The organism is Streptococcus sp. S1 (genome assembly GCF_034137685.1).
Lineage (GTDB): Bacteria > Bacillota > Bacilli > Lactobacillales > Streptococcaceae > Streptococcus > Streptococcus dentalis.
The window spans coordinates 1,295,469-1,316,893 of the sequence record NZ_CP139418.1 but is presented as its reverse complement, the minus strand read 5'-3'; the positions used below and the strand labels follow the sequence as shown (position 1 = coordinate 1,316,893).

Genomic DNA, 21,425 nt, shown 5'->3' with positions numbered 1-21,425 from the left:
TTCCATGTAGCTATCTACTCTGTCCTCTTCCTTTCCTTTCAATGAATTGTCAGTTATCTTATTTAGCTCCGCGACCTTTAAGGACGGCTTCAATGATGGCCATACGGACAAAGACACCGTTGGTCATTTGTTCTACGATACGTGATTTAGGAGCTTCTACCAAGTGGTCCGCAATTTCAACGTCACGGTTGACTGGTGCTGGGTGCATCAGGATCGCTGTATCTTTCATACGGTCATAACGTTCTTGAGTCAAGCCATGAAGACGGTGGTAGTTTTCTTTAGAGAAGAGTGATTCGTAATCATGACGTTCGTGTTGCACACGCAAGAACATCATCACATCTACTTCTTCAATGACTTCATCGATAGTGACGAAACTTCCATAGTCTTCAAATTCCGCACTTCTCCATTCGTCTGGACCTGCAAAGTAAAGGGTTGCTCCCAAACGTTTCAAGATTTGCATATTTGATTTTGCCACACGTGAATGATCCAAGTCCCCAGCGATACAAACTTTCAAGTCATCAAAGTGACCGAATTCTTGGTAAATGGTCATCAAATCAAGCAAGCTTTGGCTTGGGTGTTGACCTGAACCGTCCCCACCATTGACGATAGAGGCTGTGATCGTCGGGCTTTCAACCAATTCTTTGTAGTAGTCCACTTCAGGGTGACGGATGACACAGACATCTACTCCAAGAGCTGACATGGTCAAAATTGTATCGTAAAGTGTTTCCCCTTTGTTCACAGAACTTGTCTTCACATCAAAGTCAAGGAGATCACATCCCAATTTCAACTCTGCCACTTCAAAGGCTTTGTGGGTACGAGTTGAAGGTTCAAAGAAAAGGTTTGAGATGATGTGTTGATCTTCGTAGGATGCTTTAGCTCCGTTTTTGAACTCAATCCCACGTTTGATCAGTGCCATTACTTCTTCATTGGTAAGAGTTTCCATTGAGACAAGGTTTTTAAGAGCGATTTGATTTTCAGACATGTTGATTCTCCTTTTAAAATGTGAATGCAAATAGTTTACAATTTGTTTAAGCTTCTTTGATGAGGACGCGGTCTTGGCCGTCTAGCTCCACCATCTCGACAATGATTTCCTCTGACTTACTTGTCGGGATATTTTTCCCAACAAAGTCCGGACGAATCGGCAACTCCCGATGCCCACGGTCAACTAGAACCGCAAGACTTACTCGAGCAGGACGACCGTGACTGACCAGATTGTCAATGGCAGCGCGAATCGTGCGACCTGTATAGAGGACGTCATCGATCAAAATGACTTCTCTATGAGCGATATCAACTGGTAAAACCGTCGTATCTTCTGTCGCCTTCATGTCATCTCGGAAAGGCTTGGTATCTAGTTCTGCTACAGGGACATCAATTTGTTCCAGCTGAGAGAGGCGTTCTTGGATCCGTCGAGCAATGTAAACACCACGCGTCTTGATCCCCACCAGCACAATCTGGCTTAAATCTTTGTTTCGTTCAATGATTTCGTAGGTGATGCGGGTAATGGCCCGTTTCATCGTCAAATCATCAACGACTTCTTTGGTTTTCATTCAGTCCTCCTTAGTTGTAAAAGAAAAACCTCCTTTTTCAAGGAGGTTCAGCAAATGAATGGTCTAAGAGGATAGAGTCTCGCCCTATGGTCCTAGCCATTGTTTTTCACAGTCTCCTTGCCTGCCTCACGGGACAGGATTAAAGGATTTATTTAATTGAGATAACTATATCACAGTTTCAAATGACATGCAAGAAAAAACTCAACTTTTTTCAAAAAAATTTAAAAACATGACTTTTCGTCTGAATAATGTTCGGTTTTTACTAAGAAACAGCCGATTTTCGCTTGATATTTTTGATCCCATAGAGCACATAGCCAGCCAAGAGGTAGGCGATAAAGATGATCACCACCCATTTGCCCACAAAAGCCCAGCCGTATTTATTAACATTGATAAAGAAATAGGCAAAGGGACTATCTTTTGCACCTGGAATTGGCCACTTCAAGACCAATCCATTGAGAAGGGCAAAGAGCATGTAAGCCAGTGGAATCAAAGTCCAAAAGAAGGGATCGAGCTTTCGGTATTGCTTGGCTTTATCAATCACTAGGGTATCAAAGAAGAACATCAAAGGAACGATGTAATGACAGAGGAAGTTTTCCAAACGATAAAACTTCTCAGGAGTCGCCAGAGGCGCCAACATAAAGTGGTAGATGACACAGGTGATCATAATGGACATGGTAACTGCGCCTTTCATACGAAGGTAGCCCTGAGTCTGGGTCGAACGCCCTCGAACCATGCGCCAAACCATGTCTCCCATAAAGAACATGACCAACATGTTAGATAAAATGGTGTAATAGAGCATCATGCCAAAGCCACCATGCTTTGTGAGTTGCAGATAAACACCAATAACACTTAAGATAAACAATAGAAAACGATAGCTAAATAATAATTTGAATTTCATAGTATTCTCCTGAAAGAAAAGGGGCTAGGCCCTTCTTCTTTTCTTTAAATCTTCTTCACAAATTCTGATTTGAGTTTCATTGCACCGAAGCCATCAATCTTACAATCGATGTTGTGGTCTCCTTCAACGATACGGATGTTTTTCACGCGCGTCCCTTGTTTCAAATCTTTCGGTGCACCCTTAACTTTCAAATCTTTGATCAAAGTCACTGTATCGCCATCAGCCAATTTGTTTCCGTTGGCGTCAATCGCTACGACACCCTCTTCTTCTTCGACCTCAGCTGGGTTCCATTCATACGCACACTCTGGGCACACCAAGAGCGCTCCATCTTCATAGACGTATTCAGAGTTACATTTTGGACAGTTTGGTAAGTTATTCATTTTTATCTCCTTATTCAAATTAACTTTCATAGTATACCATGAAAGCGAAAATTTGACAAATCCTGCTCGACTGTAGCATTTTCATGAAAAAAGGAGGCGACTTGGCCTCCCTACTTGGATGATATTTTTCAATCTTCCTGCAATTCTTGAATATCTCGAATCACGCGCACGCCTGCTTGATTCTTCTCGCGCAGTTCAGCATCAGAGTAGGGGAAGGTATTAATCAAGATACTCTCCATCCCGACACTTTGGGCAACAGCGACATCTGTCGTAAAGTCATTCCCCACCATGACCGTTTTTTCAGGGTTCAACTGGTGTTCTTTCATCACTTCCAAGAGAAACTCTGGCTGAGGTTTGCGAATACCTGCATCAGACGACAAGTAAATGGCATGGAAAAGTTCTCTCAAACCAACCAAATCAATCTCCGGATTGGTAAAATCTGCTTGGGCATTGGATAAGAGAAAGATTCGACAACCTGCAGCTTTCATATCCTCTAATACTTCTTTCGTATGAGGATAAAGCTCCAACCGCTTTCGAGAAAGGACACGGAAAGTCCGCGCAATCAAACGTCCCCACTCTTTGAGATGGGCAACACTATTCCCACTTGGATGACCTTCTAAATACAATTGCACAAAGATGACCGTCAGATCAATCTCTGGGTAGGCAACTTGTTTTTCCTTAGCCAAGTCTTCTTCGGCTTGTTGCACCAGCTCTCTATAACGCAGTCGCAAGCCTTCTCCTGTATAGCTTGCCCCGTAGGATTGGTAAATCTGAGCCATGGTATCCCATAAAATGGGACTCGACTCATCCGTTTCGATGTCGACCAAGGTTCCATAAAAATCAAAAATATAGTTTTTAAATGCGTACTTGTGCGGATTCATCTCTCACTCCCGTAACAAACATCGTAAAGGTTGCCTTGCAGACATTGGCCCCGTCTTGATTGGTAATATCGACATCCACAACTCGAGTCGTCCGTCCACTGTGGACACATTCGCCATGGATCGTAAGGACATCACCCAGACGTCCTGCTTTCAAGTAATTGATCGAGGATTGCAAGGTCACCCCATCGACACCTTGAGAAACCACGACCAAACCACTGACTTGGTCACACAGGGTAAAGAGATAGCCTCCATGCGCATTTCCATAATAATTGAGCGATGATTCCACGACCTTGGTTGTCACCACCACATGGCCATCTCTCATCTTTTCGATTTCGTAATTTTCAAATGCAGCAATTGCATCAAAGTGAAAATCTTTCATATTACTTGCCACCTTTTCTAGCATCTTTTCAACTCCTCTATCATACTACAATTAAGAAGCAGATACAAGCAAAGGGGCAATTCCTTAGAAGCAGAAGAGGAGACTCCAACTAAGTAAGAAGACGATACTAGGCACAATATATTTTCTTGGGTGCTTCCAACATTCTCTCTTTAAATTCCATTTTCTTAAAGGGAAATAGATTTCAATCAGTAAGTGCAAAACAGCTTCCACTACTGCTAGAATCATCACTCCTAGTAAAAATAGGATCCCCAAGTCAGGCATAACCACCATTTTTAATAACAGAGCAACAAATAGATTGACAGATAGGAAATAAGTCAGCAATACACGGTAATACATCAAGTAAAAGAACCGACTCTTAGGAAGAGACTTAACATGATCGATCAAATCTTTATCAGCGGAAATGAGAGTAGTTAATGGCGTATTGACAGAAGCAATCGTTAACAGGATGATGATTTTTAAAGGAGCATCATAATCCTGTATCAGAATGAGAAGGAGGAAGATGAGAGTAAAGACAAAATTGATGGAAAAATAGCGCTCTTGAAATAAGGAAATCCAAAAATAATTGCTACTTCTTCTCTTTGAAACGAGCAGCTGATCATTTTTTGAAATCGCGATCAAGTCCTCATTTTTAAAAATAAAGATAGCAATGAAGGCTGAAAGTAAGATCATATAGGACACTTGTTGGACCCATAAAGAAGATCCTGTAAGAACAGTCGTTACAGAAATGAGCACTCCTCCTAGAAAACTAGGCCTTGTATTGAACTGGATAAAGACATAAAACACACTTAATACCACCAGTAAAGAAAGGAGGACAAGCTTAAAGGATTGTAGCAGGTCTAACCTGACTCCTAAAAAGAGGATCAATAACAGCACGCGCTCTAGTAAATTGAGAAGAAAGGTTACCGTTAGAAAAGAACCTTTGAAACGATTGAGAGACAAAGGAAGCTGGTAGTAGGCCTGGACCCTGTCCATCGAAAAGTAGGAATAGAGCAACTGAAAGGTCGATAGAGCAGTAACAATAGCCGTACTGATCAGCAAGACTTGAAAGCTCGTAGAAAATTTTGCTCCAACAAGATGGTAATAAAGAGCAAAAGCTAAGGAAGTCAAGAACAAGAAGAGACGATTTTTGGATACCAAATCTCTAAAAATTGCTAGTAGCATGCTCTACCCCCTCTGACGATTGACGTCATGAAACCAATCTTCTAAATTCGATTCGATCGCGTCTATGTGACCATCTTCAATAGAATAAGCTGTATCACACACCCGAACGATACTCTCTGCGATATGCGAACTCATCAGAATAGAGCCTTCTTCTTTATACTGCAATAGCAAACCATATAGAAATTCTGTCGCATCAAAATCAAGGCCATCAAATGGTTCGTCCAAAATAAGGAGGGTAGGTTTGAGATAAAAAGCTGTGATCAAGAAGACTTTCTTCTTGTTTCCCGTTGACAAACTACCGATATCGGTATTAAGAAATTCTTCAAAATGAAAGCCTGAAATCAAGTCCTGCAATAACGTTTCATTTCTCTTTCGATGATACAAACGACAGACAAAATTAAAATAGTGAACAAAATCCCAGTTTAAAAAACTATTGTTTTCAGTAAAAACTGTATAGGTACGGCTCTTATAGAAATTCGTATGAAAAGAGGTCGCTTTGTCTTCTATGGTAACAGACTCAACTGCATACTGCCGATGATCAAAAACACTACTTAAAGCTTTTAGCAAGGTTGTCTTCCCTGCTCCATTTCGACCAATCAACCCTACTACAGAATGATTGGGTACAAGCAAATTCGTGTCTTTTATAATGGGCTTGTCTTTTTTATACCAAACGTTTAGCCCCTTGATGTTTAAACAATCACTCTTCATCGACGCACTCCTTTATAAAGGTATGAAACCCCAACTAAGAGCAACAGCAAAGCGTACGACCATTCCTTTTGAAAGGCAAAGACTAAGGCACCGATCAAGAAGCAAATTCCTATCAGGATTCTAAATTGTAATTTCATATCTTGCCTTCTTTCTATTCACAGTATGAAAGATTACAATTGTATTTTATGCTTATACTATAGTACTTTTTCTGAGCAGATTCAAGCACGAATGGAATATTCTTACTTCTTTTACCTTACAAGCAAAAAAAGCTAGATACCTCTAGCTCTTTGCTTAGAATCTTAATTTTTCCCAATCATCATCTGTCCGTTTACGATAATAGTACTCGGACAAATCTGGGTCTTCCATCACTTCCAGCAGAGGAAGCATGTCGTAGGATAAATCCAACTTTTCTAATTGGTCTTTCTTAACCCAAGAAACTTCTCCTTCATCAGACGATCTTAGCTGGCCTGTATATTCTGTCGCTTTGTAGCAAAAGACGATGTAGCGGCCGCCCTCATCTTGTGGCCAGTCTTTGACTGCGACCAGTTTTGGATTTGTAATTGTAAGTCCTGTCTCTTCGTAGATTTCACGAATGACGGATTCTACAAGGCTTTCTCCTTCTTCGATATGGCCACCTGGAAAAGCATAGCCAGCCCAGTGAGTCTTTTCAGGTGAGCGGAATTGAAGGACCACCTTCCCATTTTCAAGATCTTCGACCATGCAAAGATTGCACAATATAGTAGGCGTTGTACGTGACATAAACTTCCTTTCTATGATTTATTCCTTTTTGTTTCAATATATTTCATAAACAAAACCATTAAAGCAGGTACAGTAAAAAAGACCAGATAGGTTGCTATAGGAAACCAAATGTAACGGTGATCTAGGGATAAGAGGGATGGCAAAATCCCTTTACTATTTTTCCCACCAACCCCGATAAAGAGATGGACCACTAAACCGATACTATTAAGATAAATAAATAAATCTGCATATCTTTTTATTGTCATCCTTGTCCTAGAAAAGTCTAGGAACCAATAGTCAAATAATCGATACACCAGACAAAAAAGATTTATATATAATGGAAAACTATAATTGATATCTCTATAGGGCGACGGAATAGGAAGACTATTAAAAATAAGATTGATACCTATTCCTATTCCTAAGATGAGATCAAGGATCAGGAAAAAGCCTATAATTTTATGAGAATCTAGCCAGAGCTGAAAACTTTCTCTCCTTGATAGATTCTTTTTTGTATTTGATTTTCTTTGATTATTTTTCATTTGTGTGGATTTAAACCATTTTCTTCTTCTCTCTTTTTATTATCAAGATGCTTGGAAATTAAAATTATCAACATAGCCACAAGAAAGAAGATTACATAGGTAAGAATAGGAAACCAGATATAGTGGTGGTCTAGAGTTAGCAGGGGAGGAATACTCTTTCTATTTCGACCCATTATTCCAAAAAACAAATGAAACAGAAAACCTACTCCATTTAGGTACAAGAATGGATCTGCAAAATCTTGTACTGTAAGCATTCCATCAAAAGTATCTCTAAAAACACCGTGATAAAGCATGTTCACTAAGAATACAAGATTCATATAAAGTGGAAAGACATAATAAAAGTTTTGATAGGGTTTTGGAACAAAAGTTGTCCCAAGCAAGAAATAGAGTATCCCAAAAGCTGATAAAAAAAATATACTACTATCTAATAGAAAAGCTATTTTTGAATGCTGTAGCAACCATAATTTTACTTTATCTAGCCAGCTCATTTTTCGATTTAGTTTATGGTATTTTTTTGATTTTTTCTGTGCCGTGACTTTCTTTTTCATTCGTTTCTTAATCTTTCGTTCCATTTACGCCTCCTTCTTCTCTTTTCTATCCGTATAACCAAAAGCAGAATGCCCAGCCCTAAGAAAAAGAAAAATAGATAACTTACAATAGGAATCCAGACATAGGCCGGATCCATAGAAATTATAGGAGGGAAATTCGTTGACTTACGACGTCCTAGCCAATTCAGTCCTACCAAGAGATGAAAAGGAAAAAGAGAACCATTGAAACCAATAAATATCCATGAAAAGTAACGCCATTTCTGAAGTGTATCACTTCCAGAATGAAAGACAAGGCAATAGGTTGAGAAGATCAGAAAGAAAAGATTGAAGCTTAAGGGAGAAAGATAGTTTAAGCTTGGGAGTTGATAACCAATGAAAGGGGCGGCAAGAAATGATACATACAAAGATCCAAATAACACACTCGTATCCAGGAGTTGACCAATCCTTCGGTGCCTTTCCATCCAAAGAGAAAACCTCTTAGTCCAAGAAGACTTTTCTTTTGTCTTGTACTTCATTTGTCTACTCATCTTCATTATCATCTATTCCTTTTTTTGAACCTTTAGAGAGAAAGAAGATTGCCAAAGTTAACATCAAGACTAGAAGGTAGATGACAATAGGAAACCAGATATAAGCTGAGTCAAGTGAAAATAAAGACGAAAGGACGACTTTCCCATTTTCAAGATCTTCGACCATACATAAGTTGGTCAATATAGTAGACGTTTTACGTGACATAAACTTCCTTTCTATGATGGTAACAATTAATCAATATATACTTTCTTCTCTATTTCTTTTTTCATGACAAAGGGATTCACCAGCTCATGGTATTCATCAAAGGCATCTAAAAGGGAGCCTCTTTGAAAGACAATTGACTTCTCTTTTAAATAATATTCCGAGTGAATCGTTACCGAACCATGACCATCAAAACTAAAGAAAAACACAATGAATAATACTAGGATCAGGCTAGCAAAGAAACTAAACAGTAGCCCCACTACATTCTTCCAATTGACTGTGTGAGTTCGATAGAAGCGATACCAGATGTGACTAAATGCCGTCACTGCTCCTAGATACAGCCAGGGATTCCAAAGAAGTGGCGTAAATGCGTAGCCAAACAATTCTAAAAGGAAGTTGGCAAACACGAAAAGTAAAAGAATAAGATACACAATCCTAAACAGGTACAAATACTTTCCCATCATTGACCTCTCCTATGTAAACATTGGTTCAAAGCTTAAAAAACCAATAATCTTCTTATCTTAGATAATGATCAAGAGTACATGGACTGCCAACCGTAGCCAATGATCAATTAGGGGCGCATCTGGATCACTTTTTTTGCTGTCTAAGAATAGACTTAGTGACAACAATAGTAATGCAAGGGCAATAACTAGTTTGAGAGATAACATCATACTACCAAGAACAAGAGAGGCTAGAAAACCAAAAAATGGCAAAGGGGAAAATAAAAATGCCAAAATCCTGAAATACATCATAATCAATGATAAAACCAATAAACCAAAGACGACAATCTTCGTAAAAATAGAGACTCTTTTTCCTTCTCTTTTCATTTTTGATAGTGAATAAATGACATAGATCATATAGATAAAAAGAAACATATGGAATCATTCCTACATTTTATAGATTATGTTAATAGTTTAACCAAAAGCCAATTAAAATACAACTAAAGACACTAACTTATCAGTAGTAACCCATCTCTGATCAAAGTTTCTTCACTTCTGCTGCTACCTTTTGGAGATGGTGTTGCCGCATGCTAGCGGTGTTCACATCCCGGCCGACTTCACCCAAAATGCAAACACGCTTGGTTTTAATCCCACAATGGTTCAAGACAGCATTCTTCAAAACAGAGATGCCATAACTATCTGGAATGTTGAGAGGGCCTGAAAAGATCTTGTACCACCAAGTAGGAGCCATTGAGGTTGCATAAATACTGGCTGTTTTCCCTTTGAGTAACTTCTTGAATTGCTTGCCTCTGAGGTAATTCCAGATAAAGCTTCCCTGATCATTGGACGAGTAGGCAATCCCCGGTGTAAAGACCCGATCGATCCAGCCCTTCATGAGGCTCGGCAGACTACTCCACCAGATGGGATAGACAAAGATCAGGTGATCCGCCCACTGGATCCATTCTTGAGAACGAAGGATAAAGGAATCTTCCTCCATCCGCTTTCGATAGCCGTAGCGAAGAACTGGATCAAAATCCTCTTCATTGAGATTGATCACTTTAAGCTCGTGGCGATTTGAGTCAATAGTTTCGACAATGGTTTGAAAAATAGCCTGACAGTAACTTTCTTGATCAGGATGTCCATTGATGACTAGAATTTTCATTCGTCTTCTCCTTCATTTCTTTAGTTCATTCTATCTCTTTTATTTTTTTACTTGATTAATTGATAATGATTCAAAGATTGATAGATACGTTCTTTAAGAATTATTATTTGAAGAACACATCATCCGCAACTCCTTAACAGGTTTTCCAAGTTCAAGTATTTTTTCTTGACCATCAAAAGTAAAACCCATTTTTTGATAGAAAGCAATGGCTCGCTTATTATCTTTCAAAACCCATAAATAAATTTCAGAGAAATGATCGAGAGCAGCAAATGCATCATGCATTAACTGTTCACTCACACCTTTTCCATAGTAATCTTTTAAAACATATAAGGCAATGATTTCACCAGCTTGAATGGCCTCATCACGAAAATTTCCATAGCTGATAAATCCAACGACCTTTTTTCCATCCATCGCAATCAAGGTATTTTCTGGATACTTTTGACTAAAGAAACGACATCTATCTAATGTCATCGTATCCTGATATTCCGCGGGTAAAAGATTGTCATAAGCCTCTCTCCACGTTTGCCAATGAACGAGAGATTTTCCTTCTATCTCTTCAGGAGTTTCCATTGTTTTAATAATAATCTTCATTCGCTTTATCCTATCTTAATCCAAAGCCTTGACTTCCAACATCATATCACGGATTTGTGCTGCCAATTCGAAATCAAGCACTTCGACTGCTTCTTGCATTTGGCCTTGCAGTTTCTTGACCAGTTCCTTGCGCTCTTGTCGATTGAGACTGGTGATATCGACTTCCTTATCCTCTTCCTTGCCCACCGCCTTGGTAACAGAGATCAGGTCACGAATTTCCTTCTTGATGGTTTGTGGCACAATGCCATGCTCTTCATTATAGGCCATCTGAATCTGACGACGGCGGGCGGTTTCATCGATGGCTTTTTGCATAGACTGGGTCATGGTGTCCGCATACATGATCACATGTCCCTCACTATTACGGGCTGCCCGTCCAATGGTTTGAATGAGGCCACGTTCATTACGTAGGAAACCTTCCTTATCCGCATCAAGGATAGCAACTAGGCTGACTTCCGGTACGTCTATCCCTTCCCGAAGAAGGTTAATCCCAACCAAGACGTCAAAAACGCCCAGACGCAAATCACGGATAATCTCCGTCCGCTCCAAGGTCTTAATATCCGAGTGCATGTATTTGACCTTGACACCCATTTCTTTAAAGTAGTCAGTCAAGTCTTCTGCCATCTTTTTGGTCAGGGTGGTGACAAAGGTCCGCTCTCCACGTTCTACACGCGCATTGATCTCACCCAAGAGATCGTCCATTTGACCCATGGTCGGACGCACTTCCACCTCAGGATCGAGTAGACCTGTCGGACGAATGATCTGCTCGATGACAGTATCAGTTTGTTCCATTTCATAGTCACCTGGTGTCGCAGACACATAAACGATCTGGTGGACATGGCTTTCAAACTCCTCCCGACGCAGTGGCCTGTTATCTAAGGCAGACGGCAAACGGAAACCATAGTTGACCAGCATCTCCTTGCGGGAACGGTCTCCATTGTACATGCCCTTGATCTGTCCCATGGTCATGTGACTTTCATCGATCATGATGAGGAAATCTTCTGGGAAGAAGTCAAGAAGGGTGTAAGGAGGCTCTCCTTCACTCCGGCCATCCATATGACGGGAGTAGTTTTCGACCCCATTGGTGTAGCCCATCTCCCTTAGCATTTCAATATCGTACTCAGTACGCTGTTTCAAGCGTTGAGCTTCTAGCAACTTCCCTTCCTTTTCAAAGACTTTTAACTGCTCCTCAAGTTCCGCCTGAATCTTGGCGATGGCCACTTCCATATGGTCATCATTGGTCACGAAGTGAGTGGCTGGGAAAATAGCCAAGTGGTCCACATCTCCCAGAACCTGGCCTGTCAAAGCTTCAATCTCCCGAATCCGCTCAATCTCATCCCCGAAAAACTCCACCCGGAAGGCATGTTCATCACGCGAAGCTGGGAAAATCTCGACCACATCTCCACGAACACGGAATTTCCCCCGTTGAAAGTCGATATCATTGCGCTCAAACTGGATATCCACCAAGTCATTCAGCAGTTTATCACGAGAAATCTCCAGACCTGGACGCAGACTCACCACGCTATCGGCATATTCCTTCGGCGAACCCAAACCATAGATACAAGAGACAGAAGCCACAACGATGACATCGTTACGCTCCAACAAAGCTGATGTTGCGGAGTGGCGTAGTTTATCAATTTCATCATTGACCGAACTATCTTTTTCGATATAGGTATCGCTCGATGGCACATAGGCTTCTGGCTGGTAGTAATCATAGTAAGATACGAAGTACTCGACCGCATTTTCCGGGAAAAATTCCTTGAACTCCCCATAGAGCTGACCTGCTAGGGTTTTATTGTGAGCAATGACCAGGGTCGGCTTATTGACCTGGGCAATGACCTGACTCATAGTATAGGTCTTCCCCGTACCAGTCGCTCCCATCAGGATTTGCGCCTTCTCACCACCCTCGATGTTATCCACCAACTGTTCAATGGCCTGCGGTTGATCCCCAGACGGTTGGTATTTGGATACTAGTTTAAATTTGTTATCAGTTACTCGATTAATCATCTCTTTGTCCTCACATATATAGACCTTATTTTACCATAAATCACTAGAATTCTCTGAGATGAGGAATGAAAGGGAAAACAACATATTACAAAATAATTAATTGGACACGCATTAGAGTGAAAACTAAACAAGACTCTCGCAATTACTTCGAAAGTCTTGTCTTTTATTCTAAAACAATGCAATACGTAATAAACATCAGTTTCCAAGATGTACAAAAATTAGCAAGGCTTGTTCATCGGTATCATTTTTACGAAATCAATTTACTACTTAACTTCTTGATTCCTTACCAAGAGGTAGAGAGTTGCTCCAAGTGAGCATACAAGTCCAATAACGTAAGTACAGAGTTGCAAATTGGAAATTCTCCCTAATATTGTTTCCGCAATGATATTATAAAATAAATAACTAGTCAATGGTTCCACTACTCTTTCAATGAATGGTTGTACCAAAATAGGAAATAGAAGCAAAATAGCTAAACTCCCCATTGGACTTTTGAAAAAATAACTTAGGAAGTAAGAAATCAAAAAATATTGGATGGAGCCAATCAAATAGAAACTGAAAAGTTCTAAACTGACACCATTTTCGCCACTTAAAGAATGAAACCATACAAGCAGTACAATGAAATATAAGGTTGATTGTAGTACTACATCACATAACTCTACGAACAGGATCCTAATTGAACTTAAGATCCTTTTTCCACTTACCAAATAAACCAGTTTTGTTTCGTGAGATTGTAACTCAACAAATGCATTAACGCACCCAATACTAACAGAGAGCATTGATGCAAAAACAAGAGCTTGCTTTATAGATAATTGTACAACAGTATCATTTATTGAAACTGGTAAAACACCTAAGAGACACACAAAACCTATAAAAAGTAACTGTATAGCTATCTGGTACTTTACGGGTTTTAAACTATATTTTTTGACAATAAGACTAAAAAATATTCTTACCATTCTTCCTCCTCATTCGAATCATTTCTACAAGCATTATGAATACCAAGAACAAGATCCCTTCAACTACTAAAAGTGTAAATCCATATAATTGGCTCGTTTGAGTCCCTTCAATTCGGCCAAAAGCAAATGACTTTGCTCCAATCAAAGGCAAGAGATTTTCTATTTTAGAAGAAATTCCTCTTAGAATACCTGATAAAGTGATTACCAATAACAAAACGTCTGCAATTAATGAAGTCATTGATTTTTTCGTTACTATTACGAAAAGTAAAGCTAATAAAGTAAGAACGATTGCAAATATCATAACTCTTACCGTGACATCTAAGAACAATGTAAATTCTAAATAATTCTTTAAAGTTGAATCTAGAAAAATGAGTAAGATAATAGCATTTACTATAGATAATACTAAAGTAGAAAGTATCGATAAAATAACCGAACTTGCAATAAACCCAGTAAGACGAACTTTCCAGTTTGGGATCAATAACTGAGTAAAATTATCATCACCAAATTGGTAATGGGTTGAATAAACAAGTGAAACTAAGATTGGTAAGAAAATAACACTTGCTTGGTAGGGTGAGGATAAGAGAGCATCTCTGACTGTATAGACTGGATTCGATGATAGCATAGATGGATCAAGGTTAACAGCCTGTCCATTTCCTTCTACTAAAGCATTTATCACCTGGATATTTTGAATTGAAAAAAATATGCTGACTCCCATAATAAGAAAAAAAGTGAATTTAAAAGTAGGTAAACTACAATATTTATAGAGGTCACTAAAAAAGGAACGCTTCAACATATTATTCACCTTCTTTCCCTTCGAGTGCCTTAAAATATGCCTCCTCAAAAGATCCAAACTGTTTCAAAATGTCTTTGGTAGGAGCATCAAGAACAATTTTTCCATTAGAAATACCAACCAAATGATCTACAGTTAATTCTAACTCACTCATATAATGACTTGTCATTAATACAGACTTACCTTCATTGACAAAAGACTGCAAAAAATTGCGTACCCAGCGTATACCCTCTGGATCTAATCCATTGATTGGTTCATCTAAAATTAAGATATCAGGATTTGCTAATAAGGCTGTTGCTAAACCAAGACGTTGCTTCATTCCTAATGAATAGTCTTTTACTTTTTTATTTTTAGCTTCACTTAACCCCACCAACTCTAAACATTCGTTGCACCTATTTTTGTCAACGCCACAAGCCAAACCAATCCACCGAAGATGCTGAAATCCTGTTCTAGTTGGATAAGGTTGACAACTATCTAGGAATGATCCAACAATACAAAAAGGATTATCTCCCAATTGAGAGTATTTTTTCCCATCGATCAACGCCATTCCCATTTGACTATTTTCTAAACCAAGCAAAATTCTAATTAAAGTTGATTTTCCAGATCCATTCGGTCCAATCAATCCAGTAATCTCACCTTTTTTGGCTTTGAAAGACACGTTTTGAAGGACAATTTTATTATTATATTCCTTATGTAGCTTTTGAATTGTTATCATTCATTCTTTTTCCTTTCTAACTTTTAGTGAAATTCCACCTTCACTTGGAGCAAGTATAACAGGAGAAAATCAGGAAATTCTCAGAATAATTATTTTTTTCATTTTCAACAAATTACATTCTATATTTGCTATAATATGCTCATATAATTGGAGGAACTATGAAGTATAAAATTTTAGCCATTGACGATGATGAAAAAATCTTACGATTAATAGAGAATGCATTAAAAGCCAACAACTTTCAGGTGGAAACTCGTAAAAATATAGAGGAGATTAATATCTGTGACTTTACTGGATTCGATCTAATTTTACTTGACGTCATGATGCCTATTTCTGGTTTAGAAATCTGTCGTTCCATTCGTTCACAAATTACTACTCCAATCCTATTTCTAACCGCTAAAGATTTTGAAGAAGATTTACTAAAAGGAATTCAAGCTGGGGCAGATGATTACATCACAAAACCATTCAGCATTAAAGAATTAATTGCAAGAATTCAAATGCATCTTCGTAGGGAAGAAAGATCTCACAACGCCTCTAGAGAAGAGATGGATTCAAATATAACTTTTTATCGAGATAGTCAAGAAGTTTATTATCAATCAAACAGAATTTCATTAACTAAGCGAGAGTTTGATTTACTTTATCTTTTAGCAAAAAATGAGAACCGAATATTTAGCATAGAAGAACTTTACAATTACCTCTATCCTGTAGACTCTGATGCACAACTACGATCCATTACTGAATACATCTATCAAATTAGACAAAAATTTAAGATTCATCAAATTGATCCAATCAAAACAGTATGGGGAGGAGGATACAAATGGAAAAAGAATTGACAATCAAGCAACTCATTAAGCGTACCTACCTTAAAATCATTTGGCAATTTCTTCTATGTCTGATACTTTTTTACATAGTTCCAGCTCTTCTATCTTCTGTATCTGGAATTAATGAGAAAAATGCCAATCACTTTGCTTTATTTTTTAGCGTCAGTTCTTGGATATATCTTTGCATCATTTTAATTTTTATCATTGTAATAAATATTAGACGATTATTAACTGAGATTCAAACAGAAATGAATATGGTTTATCATAGTGGTCTATACTTCACAAAAAATGAACATCACCATTTGCAGATTAAAGAATTCATTGAAACAAACGATCTGATTGAAAAAATGCAATCTGATATAAAAAATAGAATTCAAAATGAAAAAGATCAAAAAAAAGAACTCATGTTTCAAGTATCTAGCGCTGCACATGATCTTCGTAGCCCTCTAACTGTCATTAGAGGAAATGCTGAATTCCTACAATCCACCGAGCAAACACCTCAAACAATGGAATGTCTAAAAGACCTTGAGCAAGCAAGTATTCAGTTAAACGATTATTTTAACAACTTTATCCAATATTCCAAAACTTTTTACGACCATGATATCCAACTTGAAAATATATCAATTAAACAAGTAACTCATCAATTGAAGGAACAGATCACTCCTTTACTCCCTAGAAATACGAATTTTGTTTTTTCAAATACAGTAACTCCATCGACACAAATTGCCATTCATTCCAATCTATTTTTCCGAGCAATCACCAATATTATTAATAATGCAATACAACATCAACAAGATAATGATGCAAAGATCCAGCTAACAATGTCACAAGACAATGGTCAATTAGTTCTAACTATATGGAATAATCAATCTAGTTTTTCAAAAAATGTATTACAACATGCTGGAAATCTTTTCTATAAAGAGGACCAAGCAAGAACACTCTCTCAAGAAAGTCACTTTGGACTTGGTTTATCTTTCGTGAAACGTGTCATGAAACTTCATAATGGAACTATGCACTTAGAAAATAGTAATAATGGTGCACAAGTGAAACTAATCATTCCCATTATTATATAGAAAAAGCCGAACTCATCATTATGTGTTCGACTCAAAACGCAGACAAACGTCATTTTTGGTGTTTGTCTTTTTCATATATGACTTTCAGACATTACACAGAGGTTAGTCATCAAACTTTTCTTTCCTCTCCCCTAAGCGATAGACAATCACTAGGGATACAAGAAGAACCAAAGTGGTGATGATTGATCCTTCTGCTCCAAATGCCCCTCCGGTCAACCAGTCAGGTCCATCTCCCATGGTAAAACTAAAGATAGACGCATCTGCACCTGTGCCACTGACTTGAAAACCAAGGAGATTTCCTTGTACATAGTTCCAAGTGCCGTGTTGGGCGACCACTAGCCAGATACTATCCGTATAGATAAAAAGCAGAGCAGCCAGCACTCCATCGAGGATGATATTCAGAACGGATAAGAAGGTCACTCCTGCATTACCCATATGCAGAATGCCAAAGAGACTACTAGAAATCGCGATCGCTAAAGGCAGATTAGTTCTTGCAGCAATCCGAGTCAGAAGCCAACCTCGCGTCGCTACTTCTTCCGTCCCTCCTTGGATGAGCCAAAATGGAAATAATCCTAGGATAAAAAGCAAGGGCTCTAAACTGAGCTCATTTAACACAAAAGACCCGATGCCACTTACTTGGTAGACAAGCGCGATCACTCCCATTTGAACAAGTGAAATCATGATCCCCCAGACTAGATACTTGAGCCAATTTCTTTTTACAAAGCCTAAGCTTGATATTGCATTCTTCTCTATGACCTTCACCCAAAACATAAAGAGGAACAGAATGATTACAAAACTGAAGAGCTCATAATAGAGAAAATAATGGTAGAAAAATTCTTGAATACTTGCTGTCCCATTTCCTGGTGAAAAGAACTCCGCCAGAAAACCTATCACTAAGGAAAATGGTCCCACCAATTCACTACCAAGCCATAGTCCCCCTTCTATAAAGAGGGAGGCTAAAAATACATAGAATAGTGTAGAAATAAGAACTGGCATAGATGTGTTTGTTTTTATATCCTGAATGATCTTTCCTTTCTTCATGATCAACCTCCATTTATCTAATAGGTCCATTGTAACAAAGAAAATCCAGAGCTGCAATATTGTTTCATGTCAGAAAACCTAACATGAAAACTCGATTTTTCTTGCAAAGCAAAGTCTTTTCTGATATAATAGCTTTTGTAGAAAAACATAAGACCATTCATACTCGTTTTGGTATGAATGATTTGTTTTTTTTAGGCCATCCTTTGGTCAATGTGCTCATGGGTCAAATACCCAAAGAGAAAAGAATTAAAAGGAGACAGAAATGAAGAAAAAATTACTAGCATGTTTGCTGTTCTTATTTCCATTCGTTGCATTCGCTGGTCATGCTCATGCTGAAACGATCAAGGTCGTTTTCGACACAGCATATGCACCGTTTGAATTTAAGGATTCAGATCAAACCTATAAAGGAATTGACGTAGAGATCTTGGACAAGGTCGCTGAAATCAATGGCTGGAATTTGGACAAATCCTTCCCGGGATTTGATGCAGCGGTCAATGCAGTTCAAGCTGGTCAAGCGGATGCCATCATGGCAGGGATGACCAAAACAACAGAACGTGAAAAAGTCTTCACCATGTCTGATACTTACTACGATACAAAAGTTGTCATCGCGACTACGAAAGCCGATAAAATCACGAAGTACAGCCAATTAAAAGGGAAGACAGTCGGTGTCAAAAACGGAACTGCAGCCCAACGCTTCCTCGATAAAAACAAGGACAAGTACGGCTACAAGATCAAGACTTTTGATACTGGTGATCTCATGTACAACAGTTTATCAGCTGGTGCGGTCGATGCGGTGATGGATGACCAACCTGTTATTCAATACGCCATTCAAAAGGGGCAGGACCTAGCTATCAATATGGACGGGGAAGCAGTCGGTGGCTTTGCCTTTGGTGTAAAAAAAGGCGGTAAGCATGAAAAGTTGATCACTGAATTTAACAAGGCCCTCGCTCAAATGAAAGCTGATGGAACACTTGATGAGATCATCAAGAAATGGACAGGTGAAAGCCAATCATCAAGTAACAGTACCGTTCCAGAAACAACTACTCCTGCTGGTCAAAAAGCAACTCCTAAAAAATCAAAATATGTAATTTCAAGTGACTCATCTTTTGCACCATTTGTCTTCCAAAATGGAAAAAACAAATACACAGGGATCGATATGGACTTGATCAAGGCTATTGCCAAAGACCAAGGATTTACCATCGAGATTAATAATCCTGGATTTGACGCAGCGGTAAGTGATGTCCAATCCGGACATGCGCAAGGAATGATCGCAGGGATGACCGTAACAGATGCTCGGAAAGAAACATTTGATTTTTCTGAACCATACTACACGGCCAATTCTATTCTAGCCGTTCAAGAAAGCAGCAAGATTGATTCATATGATGACCTAAAAGGAAAGACAGTCGGTGTTAAAAACGGTACTTCCTCACAAAACTTCCTTGAAAAAAACCAAAAGAAATATGGTTACAAGATCAAAACGTTCTCTGATGGAGCTTCTATGTATGATAGTTTGAATTCTGGTTCTGTTGCAGCGATTATGGATGACGAACCTGTTATCAAATACGCTATTAAACAAGGACGTAAATTCAAAACACCTATCGAAGGGACTCCAAGTGGTCAACTAGCATTTGCCGTTAAGAAGGGTGAAAATCCTGAATTGATCGAAATGTTCAATAACGGTCTTGCGAACTTGAAGAAAAGCGGTCAATACCAAAAGATTCTCGATAAATACCTTAAAGCAGATAGCAAATCAAGTACTTCAAGTACAACGGCAGATGAAACAACGATCTGGGGCTTACTTCAAAACAACTACAAACAATTGTTAAGTGGTTTGGGTGTGACTCTTGCCCTTGCACTTCTCTCTTTCGCCATTGCTATGGTGATCGGTGTTATCTTTGGGATGTTTAGTGTTAGTCCTTATAAGTGGCTCCGCTGGACAGCAGAAATCTTTGTCGATGTTATTCGTGGGATCCCACTCATGATCCTTGCCGCCTTCATCTTCTGGGGAATTCCAAACTTGATTGAATCGGTCACAGGTCACCAATCCCCAATCAACGACTTTGTCGCAGGTACCATCGCCCTCTCCCTCAATGCTGCTGCTTATATCGCAGAAATTGTCCGTGGGGGGATCCAAGCTGTACCGATTGGACAGATGGAAGCCAGCCGAAGCCTTGGAATCTCTTATGGCAAGACCATGCGCAAGATCATCTTGCCACAAGCAACCAAACTCATGCTTCCAAACTTTGTGAACCAATTCGTCATTGCCCTGAAAGATACGACTATTGTGTCTGCAATCGGATTGGTAGAACTCTTCCAAACTGGTAAGATCATCATTGCTCGAAACTACCAAAGTTTCAAGATGTATGCTATCCTTGCCGTCTTCTACCTCGTGATTATCACCTTGCTAACACGATTTGCAAAAAAATTAGAAAAGAAGGTTAACTAATGGCTAAATTAAAAATTGATGTCCATGACCTCCACAAATACTACGGTGAAAATGAGGTCTTAAAAGGAATCTCAACAAAATTCTACGAAGGGGATGTGGTCTGTATTATCGGGCCGTCCGGTTCTGGTAAATCGACCTTCCTTCGTAGTCTTAATCTCCTCGAAGAAGTGACAAAAGGTCAAATTACCATAAATGGATATGATCTAACCGATCCAAAAACCAATGTTGATTTGGTCCGTGAAAATATCGGGATGGTTTTCCAACACTTCAACCTTTTCCCTCACATGAGCGTCCTTGAAAACATTATGTTTGCGCCAGTAGAGCACAAACTGATGACCCGTGAAGAAGCTCAAAAAGTCGGGATGGAATTGTTGGAAAAAGTTGGACTTGCAGATAAAGCCGATGCCAATCCAAATAGTCTTTCCGGTGGTCAAAAACAACGTGTGGCCATTGCCCGTGGACTCGCCATGAATCCAGATATTATGCTCTTTGACGAACCGACTTCTGCCCTTGACCCTGAGATGGTCGGAGATGTATTGAACGTTATGAAAGAGTTGGCAGAGCAAGGCATGACCATGATCATCGTTACCCACGAGATGGGATTCGCCCGCCAAGTAGCCAACCGCGTCATCTTTACCGCAGACGGTGAATTCCTCGAAGATGGCAAACCAGACCAAATCTTCGACAACCCACAACACCCACGTTTAAAAGAATTCTTGGATAAAGTTCTAAACGTTTAAAAAGATAAAAACGAGTGGTTCTGAAGCATCTAGCAATTTTGCTAGATGTTTTTTTAGTCCAAAAAAGCATTTTCAAACCTGAAAATGCTTAGATTGAAGATAAAGACATATTAAAAACTTTCC

25 protein-coding genes are annotated in these 21,425 nt (G+C 39.0%); 4 read left to right on the top strand and 21 right to left on the bottom strand.

Annotated features, from left to right (window positions below):
• Window positions 1-58: 58 nt before the first annotated feature.
• The 20 genes from SM121_RS06435 to SM121_RS06340 all read right to left on the bottom strand — a co-directional run bounded on the left by SM121_RS06435 (window position 59) and on the right by SM121_RS06340 (window position 15,184).
• Window positions 59-982 carry an aspartate carbamoyltransferase catalytic subunit gene (locus tag SM121_RS06435; protein WP_320910674.1) on the bottom strand — a complete coding sequence of 308 codons (924 nt, stop codon included), beginning with the start codon at window positions 980-982 and terminating at the stop codon, window positions 59-61.
• Window positions 983-1,028: 46 nt separating this feature from the next.
• Window positions 1,029-1,547: a bifunctional pyr operon transcriptional regulator/uracil phosphoribosyltransferase PyrR gene (gene pyrR / locus SM121_RS06430; RefSeq protein ID WP_003001719.1), complete on the bottom strand. Its 519-nt coding sequence runs from the start codon at window positions 1,545-1,547 to the stop codon at window positions 1,029-1,031.
• A 262-nt stretch (window positions 1,548-1,809) separates the two neighbouring features.
• Window positions 1,810-2,445, bottom strand: coding sequence for a Pr6Pr family membrane protein (locus tag SM121_RS06425; protein WP_045759511.1), 636 nt, complete (start codon window positions 2,443-2,445; stop codon window positions 1,810-1,812).
• 44 nt (window positions 2,446-2,489) lie between these two features.
• On the bottom strand, window positions 2,490-2,825 hold the full coding sequence (locus SM121_RS06420) for a zinc ribbon domain-containing protein YjdM (RefSeq protein WP_003016288.1): 336 nt from the start codon (window positions 2,823-2,825) through the stop codon (window positions 2,490-2,492).
• A 128-nt stretch (window positions 2,826-2,953) separates the two neighbouring features.
• Window positions 2,954-3,706 (bottom strand): HAD family hydrolase, encoded by a 753-nt coding sequence (locus tag SM121_RS06415; RefSeq protein WP_320910673.1) that lies wholly within the window; start codon window positions 3,704-3,706, stop codon window positions 2,954-2,956.
• Window positions 3,681-4,085, bottom strand: a complete 405-nt coding sequence (locus SM121_RS06410) for a PaaI family thioesterase (protein WP_003016342.1) — start codon at window positions 4,083-4,085, stop codon at window positions 3,681-3,683. The genes SM121_RS06415 and SM121_RS06410 overlap by 26 nt, the downstream gene beginning before the upstream one ends.
• Before the next feature lie 84 nt (window positions 4,086-4,169).
• Window positions 4,170-5,267, bottom strand: a complete 1,098-nt coding sequence (locus tag SM121_RS06405) for a hypothetical protein (protein WP_320910672.1) — start codon at window positions 5,265-5,267, stop codon at window positions 4,170-4,172.
• Window positions 5,268-5,270: 3 nt separating this feature from the next.
• Entirely contained in the window at window positions 5,271-5,975 is a 705-nt protein-coding gene (locus tag SM121_RS06400) for an ATP-binding cassette domain-containing protein (RefSeq protein ID WP_320910671.1), read from the bottom strand.
• A complete protein-coding gene (locus tag SM121_RS06395; protein ID WP_320910670.1) occupies window positions 5,972-6,112 on the bottom strand; it encodes a hypothetical protein in 141 nt (46 codons plus the stop codon). The genes SM121_RS06400 and SM121_RS06395 overlap by 4 nt, the downstream gene beginning before the upstream one ends.
• 154 nt (window positions 6,113-6,266) lie before the next feature.
• On the bottom strand, window positions 6,267-6,734 hold the full coding sequence (locus SM121_RS06390; protein ID WP_320910669.1) for an 8-oxo-dGTP diphosphatase: 468 nt from the start codon (window positions 6,732-6,734) through the stop codon (window positions 6,267-6,269).
• 11 nt (window positions 6,735-6,745) lie between these two features.
• The gene (locus SM121_RS06385) at window positions 6,746-6,979 is read right to left on the bottom strand and encodes a hypothetical protein (RefSeq protein ID WP_320910668.1); all 234 of its coding nucleotides are present in this window, start codon (window positions 6,977-6,979) and stop codon (window positions 6,746-6,748) included.
• A 269-nt stretch (window positions 6,980-7,248) separates the two neighbouring features.
• Window positions 7,249-7,824, bottom strand: coding sequence for a hypothetical protein (locus tag SM121_RS06380; protein WP_151378835.1), 576 nt, complete (start codon window positions 7,822-7,824; stop codon window positions 7,249-7,251).
• Between the two features lie 495 nt (window positions 7,825-8,319).
• Window positions 8,320-8,532, bottom strand: coding sequence for a hypothetical protein (locus SM121_RS06375; protein WP_320910667.1), 213 nt, complete (start codon window positions 8,530-8,532; stop codon window positions 8,320-8,322).
• Window positions 8,533-8,558: 26 nt separating this feature from the next.
• Window positions 8,559-8,993 carry a hypothetical protein gene (locus SM121_RS06370; RefSeq protein WP_003001615.1) on the bottom strand — a complete coding sequence of 145 codons (435 nt, stop codon included), beginning with the start codon at window positions 8,991-8,993 and terminating at the stop codon, window positions 8,559-8,561.
• A gap of 514 nt (window positions 8,994-9,507) precedes the next feature.
• A complete protein-coding gene (locus SM121_RS06365; RefSeq protein WP_320910666.1) occupies window positions 9,508-10,131 on the bottom strand; it encodes an NAD(P)H-dependent oxidoreductase in 624 nt (207 codons plus the stop codon).
• A gap of 93 nt (window positions 10,132-10,224) precedes the next feature.
• Window positions 10,225-10,722: a GNAT family N-acetyltransferase gene (locus SM121_RS06360; protein ID WP_320910665.1), complete on the bottom strand. Its 498-nt coding sequence runs from the start codon at window positions 10,720-10,722 to the stop codon at window positions 10,225-10,227.
• A 15-nt stretch (window positions 10,723-10,737) separates the two neighbouring features.
• Window positions 10,738-12,726 carry an excinuclease ABC subunit UvrB gene (gene uvrB / locus SM121_RS06355; RefSeq protein ID WP_320910664.1) on the bottom strand — a complete coding sequence of 663 codons (1,989 nt, stop codon included), beginning with the start codon at window positions 12,724-12,726 and terminating at the stop codon, window positions 10,738-10,740.
• 263 nt (window positions 12,727-12,989) lie between these two features.
• On the bottom strand, window positions 12,990-13,679 hold the full coding sequence (locus SM121_RS06350) for a hypothetical protein (RefSeq protein WP_320910663.1): 690 nt from the start codon (window positions 13,677-13,679) through the stop codon (window positions 12,990-12,992).
• Complete coding sequence (locus tag SM121_RS06345) at window positions 13,660-14,472, bottom strand: hypothetical protein (protein ID WP_320910662.1); 813 nt, start codon at window positions 14,470-14,472, stop codon at window positions 13,660-13,662. The genes SM121_RS06350 and SM121_RS06345 overlap by 20 nt, the downstream gene beginning before the upstream one ends.
• A 1-nt stretch (window position 14,473) precedes the next feature.
• Window positions 14,474-15,184 (bottom strand): ABC transporter ATP-binding protein, encoded by a 711-nt coding sequence (locus tag SM121_RS06340; protein ID WP_320910661.1) that lies wholly within the window; start codon window positions 15,182-15,184, stop codon window positions 14,474-14,476.
• A gap of 158 nt (window positions 15,185-15,342) precedes the next feature.
• On the opposite strand from SM121_RS06340, the gene SM121_RS06335 reads away from it, so the two are divergent.
• Entirely contained in the window at window positions 15,343-16,014 is a 672-nt protein-coding gene (locus tag SM121_RS06335) for a response regulator transcription factor (RefSeq protein WP_320910660.1), read from the top strand.
• On the top strand, window positions 15,999-17,075 hold the full coding sequence (locus SM121_RS06330; protein ID WP_320910659.1) for a sensor histidine kinase: 1,077 nt from the start codon (window positions 15,999-16,001) through the stop codon (window positions 17,073-17,075). The genes SM121_RS06335 and SM121_RS06330 overlap by 16 nt, the downstream gene beginning before the upstream one ends.
• A 102-nt stretch (window positions 17,076-17,177) precedes the next feature.
• Here SM121_RS06330 and SM121_RS06325 read toward each other — a convergent pair whose 3' ends face one another.
• Window positions 17,178-18,116, bottom strand: coding sequence for a CPBP family intramembrane glutamic endopeptidase (locus tag SM121_RS06325; RefSeq protein WP_320910658.1), 939 nt, complete (start codon window positions 18,114-18,116; stop codon window positions 17,178-17,180).
• Window positions 18,117-18,378: 262 nt separating this feature from the next.
• Here SM121_RS06325 and SM121_RS06320 point away from each other — a divergent pair, with 262 nt between their 5' ends.
• Both SM121_RS06320 and SM121_RS06315 read left to right on the top strand, forming a co-directional pair.
• On the top strand, window positions 18,379-20,562 hold the full coding sequence (locus SM121_RS06320) for an amino acid ABC transporter substrate-binding protein/permease (protein ID WP_070588928.1): 2,184 nt from the start codon (window positions 18,379-18,381) through the stop codon (window positions 20,560-20,562).
• The gene (locus SM121_RS06315) at window positions 20,562-21,302 is read left to right on the top strand and encodes an amino acid ABC transporter ATP-binding protein (RefSeq protein WP_320910657.1); all 741 of its coding nucleotides are present in this window, start codon (window positions 20,562-20,564) and stop codon (window positions 21,300-21,302) included. The genes SM121_RS06320 and SM121_RS06315 overlap by 1 nt, the downstream gene beginning before the upstream one ends.
• Window positions 21,303-21,425: the final 123 nt, after the last annotated feature.